We start from the raw sequence: 17,179 nt of genomic DNA, 5'->3' as shown, positions 1-17,179 counted from the left end.
TCCGCTTAGCAAATTCCCTGGGAATATATCTGACATGAAGTCAGCAAATCACCCGCATTATGCGAACATAAAGAAAACTTTCTCTTAATGCCATTATCTGTATTGAGAAATTGTGTGGATAGCCACGAAGGGCGGAGGACCGCATTTCGATGCCCCTGCTCAGGCGCGGACAGCACCATTTGCCTATTGAGGCAATACATCACCCATTCAGTAGGAGAGCTGCCAGGTCAACCCACAGCGTAACGGGAGAATGCCTGGCCTTGGTAGATGATAGGAGGGGGCATCACACGGCTGTTACCAGAACGAGATCGTCCACGTTCGATACCGTCGCGAGAAACGTACTCCGGTAGGTGATCTTCCGCCGATGCAAGCATAGACAGCATTGCACGCGCCTGCTTTATTGCGCTGCCAATCGATTGTGCGTTTGCGATTGCAGAGTAGAATTTCGTCGCGAATACGACTGCTGCGGTGTCGGTGATCTTGTCCGACATTGCCACGACCACTGGTACAGCGCTCAAAAGTTCATCCGCGCCATTCAATGTGTCGCATGCATTGAGAACGAGAAGCCTTGGGGGGGCATCCGTTGCCGCGAGGAAATTGGTTAACTGACGATATCCGACACCGACTCCGGCTGGACAATTAACTTTCCATTGTCGAACAGCACCCCGGATCCGCCACCATGGCCGGAAAAATGCACAACATGAGGCCTGATATCGTTCATCCCATTGAGCATATCTTCAAACGTCGCGGCGGGCAGGTGGCTCACGACCACGCTGTCACGATATCGGGTACCTCGCAATTCGTTTTGAACGTTACGTACCTCGGCATCCGTTCTGAGGGCCCCGCCGGAAAGCATCTCTGGATTTGTCGTGAGATAAAGGACCCTGAGCGGCTCTGGCTTCGGTGCTGGAATCGCGGCCATTCCATTTCTAATCGTCGCGATTTTACGAACATGAGCTTCTTCAGCCCTTCGATCTCGGGAAGCTTGACGGGCGACGGCATCTCGCTCTGACTTTTCGGCTGCTTCCAGACTTTTTTGCTCACTAGCTTTGGCCTTAGCGACATCAGCCAGCTGTTCAAGAAGCCTATTAAAACCAATGATTGTACCGAGCGCGTGGTCATCAGTAATGAGTTTTGCGGAATCCTCACCTATTTAAGCATAACCAACGTAGTTATTGTCTTTTCATTCCAGCGAACCACAAATTTTTTAATAGAACGGCAGTCTAATAAACCAGCTTGCGGATTTGCCATAACATGATAAAAACCGCTCGAGGAATGAGCGACTTCGCTCATAAGGGTAGAGTTTTGCGTCAGGTAAATCATTGATTTGCAATGATTGTGATTTTCTTGAAGCAGGAGGAGCAACCGGTGAACGATTCTGATCGTCACAATTTGATATCTGGATATCTGAAAGATCGCCCCTTTGTGAGTGTGCGCGAACTTCAGGATGCTTTGCATGTTTCGTCAGCAACGATTAGACGCGATATTGATAAGCTGCATCGGCTGGGCAAATTACGTAAAGTCTATGGCGGTGCGACAGCCAATGAAGCAAGTGGAACCGGCTTCGAAGCCTTCTCCCTAGGCTTCTCTGAAAACCGTGATATTGCTGTCAGAGCTAAAAAAGCAATTGCCCGTGAAGCGGCGCGGCTCGTCGTCGATGGCAGCCGCATTATTGTTCACGGCGGATCAACATGTTTTGCATTTGGTTGTGAGATTGCGCGCCGTAACGTATTTGTCTTCACGCAATCTATGCCGCTTGCATCTTATCTTTATGAAAATGGGACCTGCCAGTTGCAGGTCGGCGGTGGCGAATTCCATAAAGATCCCGGTATTCTTTATTCGCCGGATGCCGGACAGGCCACGTTCTTCGCAGCGCAATTCTTTGTTGGCGCGCTCGGTGTTTCTCCGTTGGGGGCACTGGAACAGAATCCCTTGCTTATCCATCAGTCAGCTTATCTGAGCCGTAATGCGACTGAAGTGATCCTGCTCGCAGACAGCCGCAAGTTTGAAATCGATACGCTACCCGTAGCCATTCCTGCAGCCAATATAACCCGCATCATCACGGATGATGGTCTCACAGACCGCAATGCAAAAACGCTGGATGAGTATGGGATCAGTTACACAATTGCCTCTTCAGACAATGACAATGAGTGAGAAGCCAATGCAACAAGTCGCTCAGCTTACAGCCGTTCATGATGCATCTGCGCCGCAAAGCGGTTCGACTGTTCTGGAAATGCGTAATATTTCCAAAACTTTTGGTGCCGTGAAGGCTCTTCGGGATGTTAATCTCGATGTGCGAGCAGGCGAAGTTCATGCGCTTATGGGTGAAAACGGCGCCGGAAAATCTACCCTGATGAAGGTACTGTCCGGTGCTTATAAGGCTGATCCAGGCGGAACAATTCTGGTCAAAGGGGTTCCGCGTCAGGAGGCGAAAGGCGAGGTAGCGGTTATCTATCAGGAACTGTCGCTTGCGCCCAATCTGACGGTTGGCGAGAACATGTTTCTTGGCCGCGAAATCTCTAGTGCTGGCATTGTCAATCGCCGCGCAAGCCTTGAGCGTGCGCAGATCATTCTTGATCGACTGAATGTGCGGTTCAATTCACGCACAAAGGTAAGCGAGCTTTCGCTCGGCGAGCGACAAATGGTGGAAATTGCCCGGGCGTTAACCACCAACGCGCGTCTTATCGTGATGGATGAGCCAACCACATCGTTGTCATCGCGTGAAACCGAGCGACTGTTTGATGTCATCGCACAGTTGAAGTCCGAAGGCATTGCAATCATCTATATCAGTCACCGCATGGAAGAAATTTATGCGTTGTCTGATCGGTGTTCGGTGCTGCGTGATGGCGTTTATGTCGGCACCCTTGAACGCAATGACATCGATGCGCCGAAGCTCATTTCGATGATGGTCGGTCGCGACATCGCCAGTTTCTATAAAAAAGCCCATAGCGAGGTTGACCGCTCCGGCGAGCCGGTACTGAGGGTCGAGAACCTTTCCGACAATCGCATGGTTAAGGGCATCAGCTTTGATCTATATCGTGGCGAAGTTCTGGGCGTAGCAGGCCTGGTCGGATCGGGCCGTACCGAAATGGCTCGGTTGATTTTCGGTGCTGATCCCAAGAAATCCGGTCGTATCACGCTAAATGGACGTGTTGTCGATATGGCAAGCCCGCGTCAGGCGCTGGACGCTGGCATTGCCTATCTTACGGAAGATCGTAAAAAACTGGGTCTTTTCCTGGATATGTCGATTTCTGAAAATGTGAATATCGGCGTTGTTGCAAAAGATGCTTGTCCCGGAGGTCTTCTGAATTTTGCACGTGCGGCACAGCGCGCTGCCGAAGCGATCAAAAAGCTGGGTGTAAAAACCCCTTCTGCAAGCAAAAACGTCGGCGGACTTTCTGGCGGTAATCAGCAGAAGGTATTGATTGCGCGTCTGCTTGAAACAGGTCCGGATGTTGTCATTCTCGATGAACCGACCCGCGGTGTCGATGTTGGTGCGAAATCTGAAATTTATAAACTTATAGACAGCCTCGCGGCGTCTGGCGTGAGCGTCATTCTGATTTCATCCGAACTTGCAGAAATTATCGGTACATCTGATCGAGTCATGGTCATGCATGAAGGTGTAATAACCGGCGAGATTACCGCGACGGCGGAGGAGCCGATTACTCAGGAAAAGATAATGGCTCTATCCACGGGATCAGGGTCCAAAACAAAGGCTTGAAACGCCAGTAGTTGTCGGAAGTAACTCTGCAAAAAACAGTCAGATGAGCGATCGCTGTAAATTCAGCCTGAGTTTCACCCGCTCGAATGCAATAGGAAAGACCTTCAAATGAGCAGTTCAACCCCTAACGCCGCCGCCCAGAAAGCAAATGTCCGAGCCATGGTGAGCATTCTTGGTATGCTGCCGGTTCTGATCTTGCTTGCCATCGGTTTTGAGTTCATGAGCGGCCGCTTCATGAGCGTTAACAATCTTTCGATTGTGTTGCAGCAGGCCTCAATCAACACCGTTTTGGCTGCGGGCATGACATTTGTTATCCTGACGGGTGGCATTGATCTCTCGGTTGGCTCAATTTTGGCTGTTTCAGCAATGACGGCGATGATTTTGTCGCTTTTTCCCGACCTTGGCTGGCTCGGTGTGCCGGGCGCACTTGCGATGGGACTTGGCTGGGGACTGATAAACGGTGCGTTGATTGCATTTCTCCGGTTGCCGCCATTCATTGTAACTTTGGGTACACTCACAGCTGCGCGCGGTGTAGCGCGTTTGCTTGGACAGGATACAACCGTATTCAACGCTGAACTCGCTTTCGAATTTTTAGGCAATGGCAAAATTTTAGGAATGCCAATGCTTGCAATTATCGCGCTGGCAGTCGTCGTAATCTCCTGGTTCATTTTGCGTCGCACTGTGCTTGGAACCTGGATTTATGCGACAGGCGGTAACCCGGATGCTGCGCGCCTAACAGGCATCAGGGTTTCTCTCGTTCTTCTGTTCGTATATGGAATTTCGGGCCTTTATGCCGGGCTTGGCGGCGTTATGTCAGCTGCGCGTCTTTATGCGGCGAATGGTCTGCAGTTGGGTACGTCATATGAACTCGACGCGATTGCAGCGGTTATTCTCGGCGGCACCTCATTTGTTGGCGGTGTTGGCTCCATCTGGGGAACGCTGATTGGTGCGCTTATCATCGCAGTTCTTTCAAACGGTCTTATCCTCGTCGGTGTGTCTGACATCTGGCAGTACATCATCAAGGGTCTCGTCATCATCGCCGCTGTGGCGCTTGATCGGCTTCGCCTGCAAGGCGGTGCGCGCACGTAAGTGCAAACAGTAACTATCGAACGAACACCCATTACCTAGAAAACTCCGAGGAGGAGGAAATATGAAATTCGCAAAACTCATCGCCTGCGCAAGTGTATTGTGCATGACAGCTTCGACTGTCAGTGCAAAGGATCTGGAAAGCATTGGCATTTCCGTTGGCCTTCTTGGCAATCCTTTCTTCGTAGCTGCAATCAAGGGCATTGAAGCAGAAGCACGTAAGGTGAATCCGGATGTGAAAATCACTTCCGTTTCAGCAGACTATGAGCTGAACAAGCAGAGCTCGCAAATCGACAGCTTCATCGCAGCAGGCGTTGACATGATCATGCTGAACGCTGTTGATCAGAACGCGATTGCACCAGCAGTCAAGCGCGCTAAAGATGCGGGTGTTGTTGTGGCATCTTTTGACGTTTCGGCACCCGGTTCGGACGTCACTGTCATGACTGACAATGTTGCAGCTGGTCAGAAGGCTTGCCAGTACATCGTTGACCAGTTGAATGGTAAGGGCGATGTTATCATCATCAACGGCCCAGGCTCTTCGTCACTCCAGGACCGCTACAAGGGTTGTAAGACCGTTTTTGAAGCCAATGAAGGCATCAAAATTCTGTCCGAAGATCAAAACGGTGGCGCATCGCGTGATGGTGGTCTGAACACAGCTCAGTCACTGCTGACACGCTTCGACAAAATCGATGGTATTTTTGCGCTGAACGATCCTATGGCTCAGGGTGCTGATCTTGCTGCGCGTCAGCAGGGGCGTTCGGAATTCATCATCACCGGTGTTGATGGGGCTCCGGATACTGAAGTTGCCCTCAACAATGAATCGAGCCTGATCCGTGCAACGTCTTCGCAGGATCCATACAGCATGGCTGGCCAGGCCTTCCGCATGGGCTACGAATTTTTCAAAGGCAATAAGCCTGAAAAAGACACTGTATTGATCGATCCAGTTCTTATCACACGTGAAAATGTAAAAGATTACACTGGCTGGACTGCTCGTTAATCTTCTAAAAGCTCACGATAATATCCAAAGCGCGAAACCCTTTGCGCTTTGGGCATGTTTATTCAGGAAATAGAAAATGACACATAGCGCGCTTCGGCAGGCTGTTCTGGACGCTAATCTGGGCACAGTTGAACATGGACTCGTCCTGTCAACTTTCGGCAATGCAAGCGGTATCGACCGCGAAAGCGGCCAGATTGTCATCAAGCCGAGCGGTGTCAATTACGATCATCTCAAGGCCGAAGATCTAGTACTTTGCGACATCAATGGCGCGGTGCTTGATAACAAGATGAAGCCATCATCCGACCTCGCCACGCACGCTGCCCTTTATCGCGCGTTTAAAGGCATTGGCGCTGTTATTCATACCCATTCGACCTATGCGACCATCATGGCACAGGCGCATAAGGGAATTCCGCCGCTTGGTACGACGCATGCCGATTATTTTTACGGCACCATTCCAGTAACACGTCCGCTGACGGATGCGGAAATTGAGCGTGACTACGTTCTTGAAACAGGCAAGGTCATTATTGAGACATTTGCAGACACTGATCCTCTAGCCATTCCCGCAGTGCTTGTTGCAGGGCATGGACCTTTCGTGTGGGGAGCAACACCGTATGAAGCTCTTTGGAATGCCATTATTCTAGAAGAAGTGGCCCGCATGGCATGGCATATTCTGTCACTTAATCCTGACGCAGAACCTGTTTCGCAAGCTTTGCTTGATCGCCATTACAAGCGCAAACACGGTCCAGCCAGGACTTACGGTCAGTGAGCCGGATTAAGGCAAACTTTATTCTTTTAAACAACGGTCATACAAACTGACCACTCTTAACATTCGGGAGAACATGTGATGGCAATTGTCGCTGGAGTCGATTTTGGCACATTGAGTGTGCGTGTAACTTTGATGGACAGCGATAATGGTTCTGTACTTGCGGGGGCCAGCGCTGGTTATGAGCTAAAGCGCAGTGCAGCGGCACCACTCATGGGTGCTCAATCGCATGATGATCATATGAGGGGGCTTGTCTCTGCCATGCATGACGCTTTGCAGAAGGCAGGCATCCCTGGCAGTGACGTCCGGGCACTGGCCATTGATACCACCGGGTCGAGCGTTGTCATGGTTGACGATAAGCTACGTCCGCTGGCAGATTACTATCTGTGGTGCGATCATCAGGCCCATGAAGAGGCACGCGAAATCACACGACTGGGGCAGGCTGAGGAGCTTGAAGCCTTGCGCTGGTGCGGCGGAACATACTCCCATGAATGGGGCTTTGCCAAGGTTCTTCATTTCCTCCGACACAATCCCGAAAAGCGCGCTGAGTTCTATACAGCACTTGAGCATTGCGACATGATAGCAGCAACACTGTGCGGCATCACAGAGCGCAATGAACTCCCCCGAAGCCTCTGCGGCGCCGGGCATAAATGGATGTATGGCAGCCGCTGGGGCGGGTTTCCGCCACAGGCGTTTTTCAGCCGCGTCGACCCACTGTTTGATGGCATCCTCGACAATATGGCAGGTCGTTATCTCGCATCCGATGCTATTGCTGGTTATCTGAGCGAAGAATGGGCTGACAAGCTAGGGCTTTCCGCAGGCATCCCTATCCCCATCGGTGCTCTCGATGCGCATTGGGATGCGATTGGCTCCGGCGGGCAACCAGGTGATGTTGTAAACGTTATCGGTACTTCAACCTGTATCATCTCGATGGGACCGGCCGATTTTAATCCCGTTGAGGGATTATGTGGTGTTGCAGCGGACAGTGTGGTGCCTGGCTACGCGGGCATCGAAGCAGGCCAGTCAGCCACTGGCGATGTATTTAGTGCCATTGCAAAGCGTGCAGCGAGTGATGTTGCAACGCTTGCTAAAGGTATTGAAGATTTCGCACCGTGCCAGACGGGACTGTTGCGCCTGAACTGGGACAATGGCGACCGCACCGTACTGGTCCGCTCCGATTTGTCTGGCGTGACGCTGGGTTGGGACCTTAATCACGACGCCCGGGACGAGCTACATGCTGCCATTGAAGGAATGGCCTTGCATGTGCGTATCATTATTGATCGCATGTGTGAGGGGGGGCTGCAACCAAATCGTATCGTGAATGCGGGTGGTATTCCGCAGAAGAACGATGTTCTCAATCAAATTTATGCCGATGTTCTAAACAAGGATGTCTATGTTCCTTCTGTTTCACCGGTCGGCACCGGCTCCTGCATCTTCGCGGCGGTCGCGGCCGGATTTTACTCGGACATTCAGACAGCGCAAAAAGCTATGGCACCCGAAGCGCGTGTTTTCTATCCACGAGCTACTCATGTCGCTGGCTATGAAAAGTTATATGAGTTCTACAAAAAGGCCTATTTCGGCTTTGGAGAAGGACAGCCCGTTGATTTTCCAGGATTAATGGCTGAACTCAAAAAATTCCGCGTCAGTAAAGGAGCCTTCTGAAGGTCAACAAATTACCCATTGGTATTGATACAGGTGGTAATCCCTCTGGAATGGGTAAGAGGCCTTCCCAAAGTTGTCTTGCTTACTCCGGTCCTCGCAACTGTATCTCTCATGGTTTCGGAAGCACCCATTTTTGACGTTTTTTACACAATGCGTTAGCCAGGGTAACCAATTTTCGGGCAACGGCTGTGAGGATAACCTTGTGCGGTTTCCCGGCTTTTCGCAAACGATCCGCGAAGACCTTCATGGTCGGGTTGTGATGCGCAGCGACCAGAGCGGCTTTGAACATCACATGCCTCAAGGCACGACGACCGCCTGCAATAGACCGTTTTCCGCGCAGGGTTCCACTGTCATGCGCAACTGGAGCCAAACCTACAAGAGCTGCAGCTTGTTCGCCGGTGATGGTGCCAAGCTCTGGCATTTCAGCGACCAGCATTGTACTTGCCACTGGACCGATTCCGGGTATGGAGCGCAGAACGCTAACGGTCTCGGACAGCAAATCGTCACTGGATATGGCGGCTACGATCCTGTCCTCAAGCTCTTTGATCAGGCTGCCGAGCCTAACCTTTAGTTCGGTTTCGATGCAGTCAAACATCTCAGCTGTGCCAAGTTTCTGATGCGCACGGATCTGGGCAAGAAGGCGTTTTCGCATCTCCACCATCTGGGTACGCTTCGAGGTCAATGCTCTGAGAAATCTGAGCTTTTCTGCAGGAAGACTGCGACCCGCATCGGGTCGGAAAGCAAAGAACCGCGCGATGAGTTCTGCATCGATCCTGTCAGTCTTGGCGCGTGTGCCGCGGCTTTGCGCAAATGCCTTCACCTGAGCGGGAGGCACTTGGCGGGCGACGACACTTTCTGCTTCAAGCTTTGCCCAGAGCTGCCATTCCTGTCCACCGGTAGATTCAAAGCAAACGACCGCATCTCGATCATGAGCAAGATCCGCGACAGCAGTGTGCCCTTCTGGAATATTTGGTATTCGGCATTGAAGCCCATCAGGCAGGCAATGAAGATCTAGCCAGTCCCGGCTAACGTCTATGCCGATGATGCGGCCGTGTGATAGATTATCCATGCTCTCTTCCTTCTGGTGCGCGGTACTCAATGTCCGCAATCAACTGTCCGAGACGATGAAGAGAGGCGGTGCCGACATGCTAGGAAACGTGGTCAAGCCACAAGGCTCAGACGTCGCGCACCACCCCATCACTGCCCCTGACCAGGGGCAGTGATGGGCGCAGTTTAGCAGATGCTAAATACAGAAGGCTCAGGACTTCGGTAACGGGGCAATTCATGTCAAGCATTTTTTGACAACCGATCGCACCCGCATAGCTGCGGCCTCGATTATATTTGTAGTTTTGACATTCCTGTTTGCGCTGCTGTCCTAGTGTGAAGTCAACCCGGTTACATGCTTCGGTCCGTGGTCAGCGCAATTGGCTGCCAATATGATGCTGGTTCAAATGTAATCTCGATGTGCCCATCTCATAGGCGTGCTCGACTTTCCTCGGCCACAGTCCTGACCCCGGCATCATCGGAACCACATCCCTTGGGGGACTTCGACAGCCTGCAATCAGGCACGCAAAGGTTGCAACGTTTCTTTAAATCTTATGCGACAAAGCATCATCTGACCGAAAGTCGGTATTATCGACCCACATTCGATGAAGGATAACGCTGATACGACCCGCCAAAGCAACCACCGCGCGCTTCGTGCCACGGCGGCGGGCAACTTGTGCAGGCCATGTTCTCAACCATGTTGAACGACCACTATGTATCATGACCGTCGCGGCCTGACACAACGCATGGCGTAAGTTGACGTCGCCAGCTTAGGTAATGCTACCCGAAACGTCGAGTTCGCCGGATTGATTGCGAGATGGCGTCACTCCGACCCATGGCCCGACTTTCTTTGATGATGTGAAACGAGAAGGATCATCAATGGCGGACCGGTAGCTCCGAGCAACAACCGCTCCCACTCCGGGCATCGACATAAGCAGACAACCGCGCCTTGCTTACCTGCATCAGGTCAATGTTTTTGGAGAGAAACTGGCGAATAAGCTTGTGTCAAAAGAGCTGCAGTTTGAACGTCAGCATCAGCTGATCTTATATAGCTGCGATGGATGGCTTCCTCCATGCAGGTGAAATAATAAGGCGGAAGTGAGAATTCAGTCTCTGAAAGGATCAGAAAACATTTCGCATTGACTGAACAAAAACTAATTGGATTGTTCCGCCCCATATGAATTGTGAGTGGTGAGAAGTCACATGGGACGAATATTTTTTTCAGCCTAATCCTGGGACCTTATTTAGCTTAAAGAACGCTAACGTTTTCAGCCTTGGACTTGCCAGTTTTGCGGTCTTGTCCGATATCATAGCTGACTTTTTGTCCGTCCTGAAGAGCGCCCCCAAAAGCAACGGCTGAGATGTGAACGAACACGTCCGCACCACCATTTTCAGGCGTAATAAAGCCGAAACCCTTATCATTGTTGAAAAACTTAACTGTACCAGTCGCCATATTTTCCTAGCGTCTCTCACTCTAAATTCACATTCACGTAAAGGCCAGTACAGAAGAGAATTAGTTAATTTTGGGGGACTCGGGTGGCTTAATAGGATGTTGAAACGTTCGTTGCAGCTGCCCCCAGCCGGGATCATGCATGTGAGGTTGAAGTCCTGCCCTTAAAACGAGAGCCTGTGCCTCGGATTCTCCAAACGCCAATGCTTCCTTAACATTTGCAGTGAGCACGTTGCCATTTTCCATTAGGACTTTGCCGTCAACAATTACAGTGTCTATATCACTTCCCTGTACCTGGTGAATAAGACGATGGACCGGCATCCAATTGGGTGTCAGGTGTGGCTTACGCATATCGATGATGACTATGTCGGCTTTCTTGCCGCATTCCAGCGAACCGATTTCTTGATCCATGCCAATTGCTCTCGCTGCATCAATTGTTATCATTTCGAAGATTTTACCCGGCGGCAGAATGTATCGGTTGTGATTGTGTAAAATGTGCTGTGTCGATTGAGCTAACCGAGCGATTTGCAGCATATCAAAATGGCGGCTTGGAGCCGCGCCGTCTGATGTGATGGCCACTGGAACGCCACGGGCCATCATTTCCATAATTGGGGTTGAGCGCCCCGGAGGAGCATGGGTGACATGCGTGCCCGTTTGAGCAAGAATGTCTATTTCTTCGTGAGATATTCCCCAACAGTGCTGCAAATGCACATCAGGACCCAGCAATGCATTCTCCGTGTCCTGAAAAGCCATACGAATTTGTCCCGCAAAAGCATCCGAGTGAATGCGTACGCCCCACTTGAGCGCTGTTTCGCGGATACGTCGCGCCTGCGCTCGGTCTTCCTTTGTGAGGTTTACCGCAAAGTCTGGTGTTGAAGCATTGGAAGGTTCTACCGAAGGTACGATCGTAAATGGTGTCAAAAATACCTTGATTCTACCATTCGCGGTACCGTTCAGAGCTTCGATGGTGCTTTCCGCACCCTCAATCATTTCTTCAAAAGATACTTCGCGTCGCTCCGGCTTTCCGCTTTCCCAGCGCGTCACCGATTGCGGCCAGGGCAGGCCTGCGGGTCCCACGCAGATAATCTCTCGCAAACCAAGTTCTGAATAGGCACGGGCATGATTGATCGCAAACACCGGATCATCACTGCGGGGCATTGAGGTGATGATGCTGGCAGAAGTCGTGACACCAGCACATAGTTTCTCAAGTCCAGAGACAAGCCCATCCGCATACCAGTAGTCGCGGGTAACATAATGATAGTAGGTCGGAGTAACAATTCGCATCCACAAAGCATTGGTATCCGCGCCGATACTGCGGATCAACGCATGGCCGGCATGTCCATGGGCATCAATGAGGCCAGGAATGATTAGTTTTCCAGTGCAGTCGATGATTTTCTTCCCGGTATGCATGGGCTGGATTTCTTCGGCAGTGCCAATATCAACAATCCGGTCTTTTTCGATTGCTATGCCGCCATTTTCGATAATGCGCCGCTTAGGGTCAACGGTGATGATCGTTCCGTGAAGTAGCAGTAGCCCAACCATTTACACGTCCTTGTTTCTTGACTGGAATCAATTGAGTTGCCGATTCCGAAATTCACGGTGTCGATATTTTCCATAATAATTGCCAACAATATCGTTGACAATATGCCAGTCAATTAAGATAGTTCAAAAAAATCCGGCTTAATGGATCGGTCTTAATTCATGAAGGGAAGAGCATGACGCGTTTTCACAGGTTTCTTTTGTCCACGCTGAGCGCTGTGGCAATTTCTGCGCCGTTAATGGTCTCATCTGCAGACGCCGCTACATTGCGATGGGGAAGTCGGGCTGACATTTATTCGCTTGATCCGAATTCCGTGCCATCCACCTCTAATCTGGCGTTTCTCAACCACATTTATGAAGGGTTGATCCGATACGGCCCCAATTTTGAGATTGAACCTGCTCTTGCCACCGAATGGCAGCTGATAGATAATAATAAATGGCGTTTTACACTGCGCAAGGGTGTCAAATTTCATAACGGTGCCGAATTTACGGCAGATGACGTGGTTGCGTCTATGAACCGCGTGTCCGATCCGACTTCGCCGCTGCGCGGTAATATTCCGCTTTATGTCGGGGTCGATAAGGTCGATGATTATACGGTCGATTTAGAGGTTTCCTCGCCAAGCGCACTTTTCCTGAACGATATGACCAATATTTTCATGTTCGATGCAGGCTGGCTCAAAGACAACAATGCAGAAAAGCCAACGGACATAGCTTCAAACACTGAAAATTTTGCGACGCACAACACCAATGGCACTGGGCCATTCAAGCTGGATAGCCGTGTCCCGGATTCCAAAACCGTTCTACTGGCCAACGATCAGTGGTGGGACGAAAAGAAACATAATCTTGATCGTATCGAATATGTACCGATCTCTTCTGCGGCTACGCGCGTTGCTGCACTTCTGTCTGGTGAAATTGATCTGGTGGATTCTGCTCCGATTCAGGATTTGCCACGATTAGAATCGTCGCCGGGCATCAGCGTGAACAAGCGCACAGAATTGCGTACGGTTTTCATTGCTTTTAATGGCAAGGAAAAGCTTGAGGATGGCCGCCCCAATCCATTCCTTGATGAACATGTGCGGCAGGCTGTGGAGGCGAGCCTTGATCGTAATCTTATCAATCAGAAAATCATGCGCGGGCTTGCACGCCCTACAGGATCACTCATAGCGCCAGAAATTGCCGGCTATTCTGAATCTCTTGATGTTTATCAGCCCGCCGATCCGAAGCAGGCACAGAAGCTGTTGGAAGATGCGGGCCAAAAAGGTTTGGCCTTTACCTATCTGTGCATGAATGATGAAAGCATCAACGAAGAAGATATATGCTCGGGCATAGCTAACATGCTTAAGCGTTCGGGTTTTGAGCCAACGATCGACATGGGGCCGAGGGCTGTTCAGCAGCCTAAACGCACCAACGGCAAGGCCGACATGTTCAATTTGAGTTGGGCAAATGAGCCGACACTGGATGCCTATTCGCTTCTGTCACAAGTTCTTTCGACGCGCAGTGGCTCCACCGGCGTTTCTAACTACGGTGGCTGGTCTTATCCGGAACTCGACGATCTGGTCAAAAAGGCAGCAAATGAACCGGACACTGCCAAACGGCTGGCTCTGGAAGAGGAAGCACTAAAGATCGCCAAGGATAAGGCGATTTTGATTCCTTTGCATCAACAGCCGATTGCATGGGGTATGTTAGAAAAAGTCAAAAGCGTTGACTTCCGTGCCGACAACAAACCGCGTCATTGGCACACCATGATGGCCGAATAATATTATTGGCCGTAAATGTTAGAGCGTCCAACTGTGAAGGACGCTCTATTGCATTCATCTTCAAAACAAGGCCTGAGGAATATTGAGTTTGGCGGTTCGTCAACTTCAGGACAATTTTATTACAGTCATTTTTTTGAATGCAGAGCTGATGACGACAAGAAACAGGCATTTCTCAGGTGCAAGAGACTATCTATTGTGCGCCTTGTTCAAACGGTAAGAAACCAATCAGCCCGGCACAATCCCGTGATAATCCTTTGACAATTCAGGTTGGCTCGATCGTGATGTTAACAGTTATCGTCGACTTTAAATGCGAAAAATATTCAAATATTGTTTACAATCTCGTTGACAACTTTTTGCTTATATAGATACTGTTATCAATGGCCAATGAAGAAGCCGCCAAGGCTCAGGCCCCTGATTCAAGGAGGAAATCACATTCAGCAAACTTCGTGTTGAGCACGAAGAAATGACATTTTCGTGCTCGTCTTGGGTATGATGGTGCTTGAAGAAGAGATCCCCAAAAAGGGGGCAACAATTTCCAGAAGCGGAGCAATCAATGTTAAAAAAATTGGGCCTTGCGGCCACTATGCTGGTGAGTCTGACTTTGTCGGGCCATGCGGAAACACTCAAATGGGGGGCTGCGCGAGACATCTATTCACTCGACCCTTATTCGTATGGTGATAGTTACACGCTGTCTTTCCTCAATCATGTTTATGAGGGGCTGGTTCGCTACGATGCGGATTTAAAGATTGAGCCTGCACTAGCTCAATCATGGGAAAATATATCGGATACGACGTGGCGGTTTCATTTGCGAAAAGGCGTGAAATTCCATGACGGTGCCGAATTTACGGCTGATGATGTTCTGGCCTCGCTCAAACGGGTAAGCGATCCGGTTTCGCCGTTGCGAGGAAATTTGCCTGCCTATAAGTCCTCTAGCAAGGTTGATGATTACACCGTCGACATTGAACTCAGCGGCCCTTATCCGCTTCTGCTCAACGATCTCACCAATATCCATATTTTCGATGAGGGTTGGCTGAAGAAAAACAATTCGGAAAAGCCGACCGATGTTGGTGCCAAGATTGAAGGATATGCTACCTATAACACCAATGGTACTGGTCCCTTCAAGCTTGAGAGTCGCGTCCCGGACTCAAAAACTATTCTTGTGAAAAATGCAGACTGGTGGGATGATTCCCAATCCAATATCGACCGTATAGAATTCACACCTATCACATCTGCCCCAACGCGTGTGGCAGCGCTACTTTCGGGCGAAATCAACTTTACCGAAAGTGCGCCGTCGCAGGATCTGCCTCGTTTACAGGCTCAGCCTGATTTAAACGTTCTTGAGCGTACAGATCTTCGTACGGTAATGATGGGTTTCAATCGTAAGCCGGAACTTGCTAACGGTGCTCCTAATAAATTTAACGATCTGCGGGTAAGGCAAGCATTTGCTCACGCTCTTGACCGCGAGCTGATCCAGAAGCGGATCATGCGTGGCAAATCACGCACGGCGGGAGCGATAGTTGCACCAGAAATTCCGGGCTACACGGCGGAACTGGACACAACTTTGCCGTATGATCCGGAACTGTCCAAGAAGCTTTTGGCTGAAGCAGACGCTGTCGACTTTCCATTCACGCTGGTGTGTACAACTGACGCTTATGTGAATGAGGAAGAGCTTTGTCAGGGCATGGTAAATATGTTGAGCCGTGGCGGGTTCAAGCCGCAACTCGATATTGCGCCGACTGCCGCACAGGCACCAAAACGTACCGGAGGTAAGGCTGACGTCTACCTCATTGGTTGGGCCACCGAGCCAATGTTGGACAGCTATTCGATTCTGCTTCAGATGATTGCTACAAAGACTGCAAATGCGGGCGTTTTTAACTGGGGCGGATGGAGCTATCCAGAGATCGACGAGCTTATTGTACAAGCTTCTACTGAAATGGATCGTCCTAAGCGTCTCGCACTCCAGACCAAAGCATTGGAAATGGCGAAAGACGAAATAGTGATGTTACCTCTGCACCAGCAGCCTATGGCCTGGGTTATGTCGAAGAATATCGACAAGATCGTGCAGTTGCCTGACAATAAGCCGCGTCATTGGCTTACGCGTTTTACCCAATAATCTGTTGATGCTGTCCCGGGGATGCGTCCCCGGGCGTACCATGTTGTTACCGAGGAAATTTCATGCTGGTTTTTATCATTAAGCGCCTGGCAAACGCTGTCATGGTGATGTTGGCCGTCGCTTTGCTTGCTTTTCTGATTTTCCGCCTTGCGGGTGATCCAGTCGAGATGATGGCCAATGAACAAATGACGCAGGCCGACCGCGATAATTTGCGCGAACGGCTGGGTCTCAATGATGGCCTGCTTGTTCAGTATTCGCGCTTTGTTGTGAATGCAGCGCAAGGGAATTTTGGTATTTCCTACCGAAATGGTCAGGATGTATTGGGTCTGATAAGCGAGCGATTTCCCGCAACCCTTGAGCTGGTTTTCGTTGCGACGATCATTTCACTCTTAGTTGGATTGCCTTTGGGTGTGCTTACTGCCATCAAACGCGGAAAATGGTACACGGAGAGCCTCCAGTTTCTTTCCATTGTTGGCGTATCGCTACCCAGTTTCGTGGTGGGTATTCTGCTTATCCTTGTTTTCTCTGTATCAATTGGCTGGTTTCCCGCTTTCGGACGCGGCGAAGTTGTTTATATTGGCGGTTGGTCCACTGGCCTTCTCACGCCGTCGGGAAGAGCTGCGATCATCCTGCCAGCCATAGCACTTTCGCTTTATCAGGTTACGCTTGTGATGCGTCTGGTACGTGCTGAAATGCTGGAAGTGCTGCGATCCGAATATATCAAGTTTGCGCGCGCACGGGGTATTCCGAGATGGCGCATTTATTTCAGGCATGCATTGCGCAATTGTCTGATGCCAGTCGTGACCTTGACGGCCATGAATATCGGTTCGCTGATTGCGTTCGCACTGATCACAGAAACTGTTTTCCAGTGGCCGGGGATGGGTATGCTGTTCATTCAGGCGGTCACGTTCCTCGATATTCCCGTGATGGCGGCCTATCTTTGCATTATTTCCTTCATTTTTGTCGTGCTTAACACTCTGGTGGATGTTGCCTATGCGGTCATCGATCCCCGTTTGCGCACGGCTCGCTGACCAACGGGAGTCTGTC

General features: G+C 50.5%; 15 protein-coding genes. 9 read left to right on the top strand and 6 right to left on the bottom strand.

The window, feature by feature from the left end; all coding sequences use genetic code 11:
- Positions 1 to 227 precede the first annotated feature (227 nt).
- Both ACOZHT_RS19705 and ACOZHT_RS19700 read right to left on the bottom strand, forming a co-directional pair.
- Entirely contained in the window at positions 228 to 671 is a 444-nt protein-coding gene (locus ACOZHT_RS19705) for a CHAT domain-containing protein (protein ID WP_421566383.1), read from the bottom strand.
- Positions 602 to 922: a hypothetical protein gene (locus ACOZHT_RS19700; RefSeq protein WP_339514181.1), complete on the bottom strand. Its 321-nt coding sequence runs from the start codon at positions 920 to 922 to the stop codon at positions 602 to 604. Before ACOZHT_RS19700 ends, ACOZHT_RS19705 begins: the two co-directional genes overlap by 70 nt.
- Before the next feature lie 446 nt (positions 923 to 1,368).
- Here ACOZHT_RS19700 and ACOZHT_RS19695 point away from each other — a divergent pair, with 446 nt between their 5' ends.
- From ACOZHT_RS19695 to ACOZHT_RS19670, 6 genes are all read left to right on the top strand, one after another.
- Positions 1,369 to 2,154 carry a DeoR/GlpR family DNA-binding transcription regulator gene (locus ACOZHT_RS19695; protein WP_339514182.1) on the top strand — a complete coding sequence of 262 codons (786 nt, stop codon included), beginning with the start codon at positions 1,369 to 1,371 and terminating at the stop codon, positions 2,152 to 2,154.
- 7 nt (positions 2,155 to 2,161) lie between these two features.
- Positions 2,162 to 3,721 (top strand): sugar ABC transporter ATP-binding protein, encoded by a 1,560-nt coding sequence (locus ACOZHT_RS19690; protein ID WP_421566318.1) that lies wholly within the window; start codon positions 2,162 to 2,164, stop codon positions 3,719 to 3,721.
- A 108-nt stretch (positions 3,722 to 3,829) separates the two neighbouring features.
- Positions 3,830 to 4,810, top strand: a complete 981-nt coding sequence (locus tag ACOZHT_RS19685; protein WP_339514184.1) for an ABC transporter permease subunit — start codon at positions 3,830 to 3,832, stop codon at positions 4,808 to 4,810.
- A gap of 61 nt (positions 4,811 to 4,871) precedes the next feature.
- Positions 4,872 to 5,804 (top strand): ABC transporter substrate-binding protein, encoded by a 933-nt coding sequence (locus tag ACOZHT_RS19680; RefSeq protein ID WP_339514185.1) that lies wholly within the window; start codon positions 4,872 to 4,874, stop codon positions 5,802 to 5,804.
- Between the two features lie 76 nt (positions 5,805 to 5,880).
- Positions 5,881 to 6,570: an L-ribulose-5-phosphate 4-epimerase AraD gene (gene araD / locus ACOZHT_RS19675; protein ID WP_339514187.1), complete on the top strand. Its 690-nt coding sequence runs from the start codon at positions 5,881 to 5,883 to the stop codon at positions 6,568 to 6,570.
- A gap of 78 nt (positions 6,571 to 6,648) precedes the next feature.
- On the top strand, positions 6,649 to 8,229 hold the full coding sequence (locus ACOZHT_RS19670; RefSeq protein WP_339514189.1) for a ribulokinase: 1,581 nt from the start codon (positions 6,649 to 6,651) through the stop codon (positions 8,227 to 8,229).
- 109 nt (positions 8,230 to 8,338) lie between these two features.
- Here the strand turns inward: ACOZHT_RS19670 and ACOZHT_RS19665 are convergent, their stop codons facing one another.
- The 4 genes from ACOZHT_RS19665 to ACOZHT_RS19650 form a co-directional block, all read right to left on the bottom strand.
- Positions 8,339 to 9,298 carry an IS110 family transposase gene (locus ACOZHT_RS19665; RefSeq protein ID WP_339514191.1) on the bottom strand — a complete coding sequence of 320 codons (960 nt, stop codon included), beginning with the start codon at positions 9,296 to 9,298 and terminating at the stop codon, positions 8,339 to 8,341.
- 745 nt (positions 9,299 to 10,043) lie between these two features.
- Positions 10,044 to 10,199, bottom strand: coding sequence for a transposase (locus tag ACOZHT_RS19660; protein ID WP_421566382.1), 156 nt, complete (start codon positions 10,197 to 10,199; stop codon positions 10,044 to 10,046).
- Positions 10,200 to 10,522: 323 nt separating this feature from the next.
- A complete protein-coding gene (locus tag ACOZHT_RS19655) occupies positions 10,523 to 10,726 on the bottom strand; it encodes a cold-shock protein (RefSeq protein WP_339514195.1) in 204 nt (67 codons plus the stop codon).
- A 60-nt stretch (positions 10,727 to 10,786) separates the two neighbouring features.
- Positions 10,787 to 12,265 (bottom strand): amidohydrolase family protein, encoded by a 1,479-nt coding sequence (locus ACOZHT_RS19650; protein ID WP_339514196.1) that lies wholly within the window; start codon positions 12,263 to 12,265, stop codon positions 10,787 to 10,789.
- A gap of 173 nt (positions 12,266 to 12,438) precedes the next feature.
- Between ACOZHT_RS19650 and ACOZHT_RS19645 the strand changes: the two genes are divergently transcribed.
- The 3 genes from ACOZHT_RS19645 to ACOZHT_RS19635 all read left to right on the top strand — a co-directional run bounded on the left by ACOZHT_RS19645 (position 12,439) and on the right by ACOZHT_RS19635 (position 17,163).
- Positions 12,439 to 14,019 (top strand): ABC transporter substrate-binding protein, encoded by a 1,581-nt coding sequence (locus tag ACOZHT_RS19645; RefSeq protein ID WP_339514198.1) that lies wholly within the window; start codon positions 12,439 to 12,441, stop codon positions 14,017 to 14,019.
- Positions 14,020 to 14,572: 553 nt separating this feature from the next.
- Entirely contained in the window at positions 14,573 to 16,132 is a 1,560-nt protein-coding gene (locus tag ACOZHT_RS19640) for an ABC transporter substrate-binding protein (RefSeq protein ID WP_339514200.1), read from the top strand.
- Between the two features lie 62 nt (positions 16,133 to 16,194).
- Entirely contained in the window at positions 16,195 to 17,163 is a 969-nt protein-coding gene (locus tag ACOZHT_RS19635) for an ABC transporter permease (protein ID WP_339514202.1), read from the top strand.
- Positions 17,164 to 17,179: the final 16 nt, after the last annotated feature.

The organism is Ochrobactrum sp. EDr1-4, from assembly GCF_049199085.1.
Lineage (GTDB): Bacteria > Pseudomonadota > Alphaproteobacteria > Rhizobiales > Rhizobiaceae > Brucella.
Note: the sequence above shows the minus strand (reverse complement) of the source record. Positions and strands in the feature narration are given on the sequence as shown.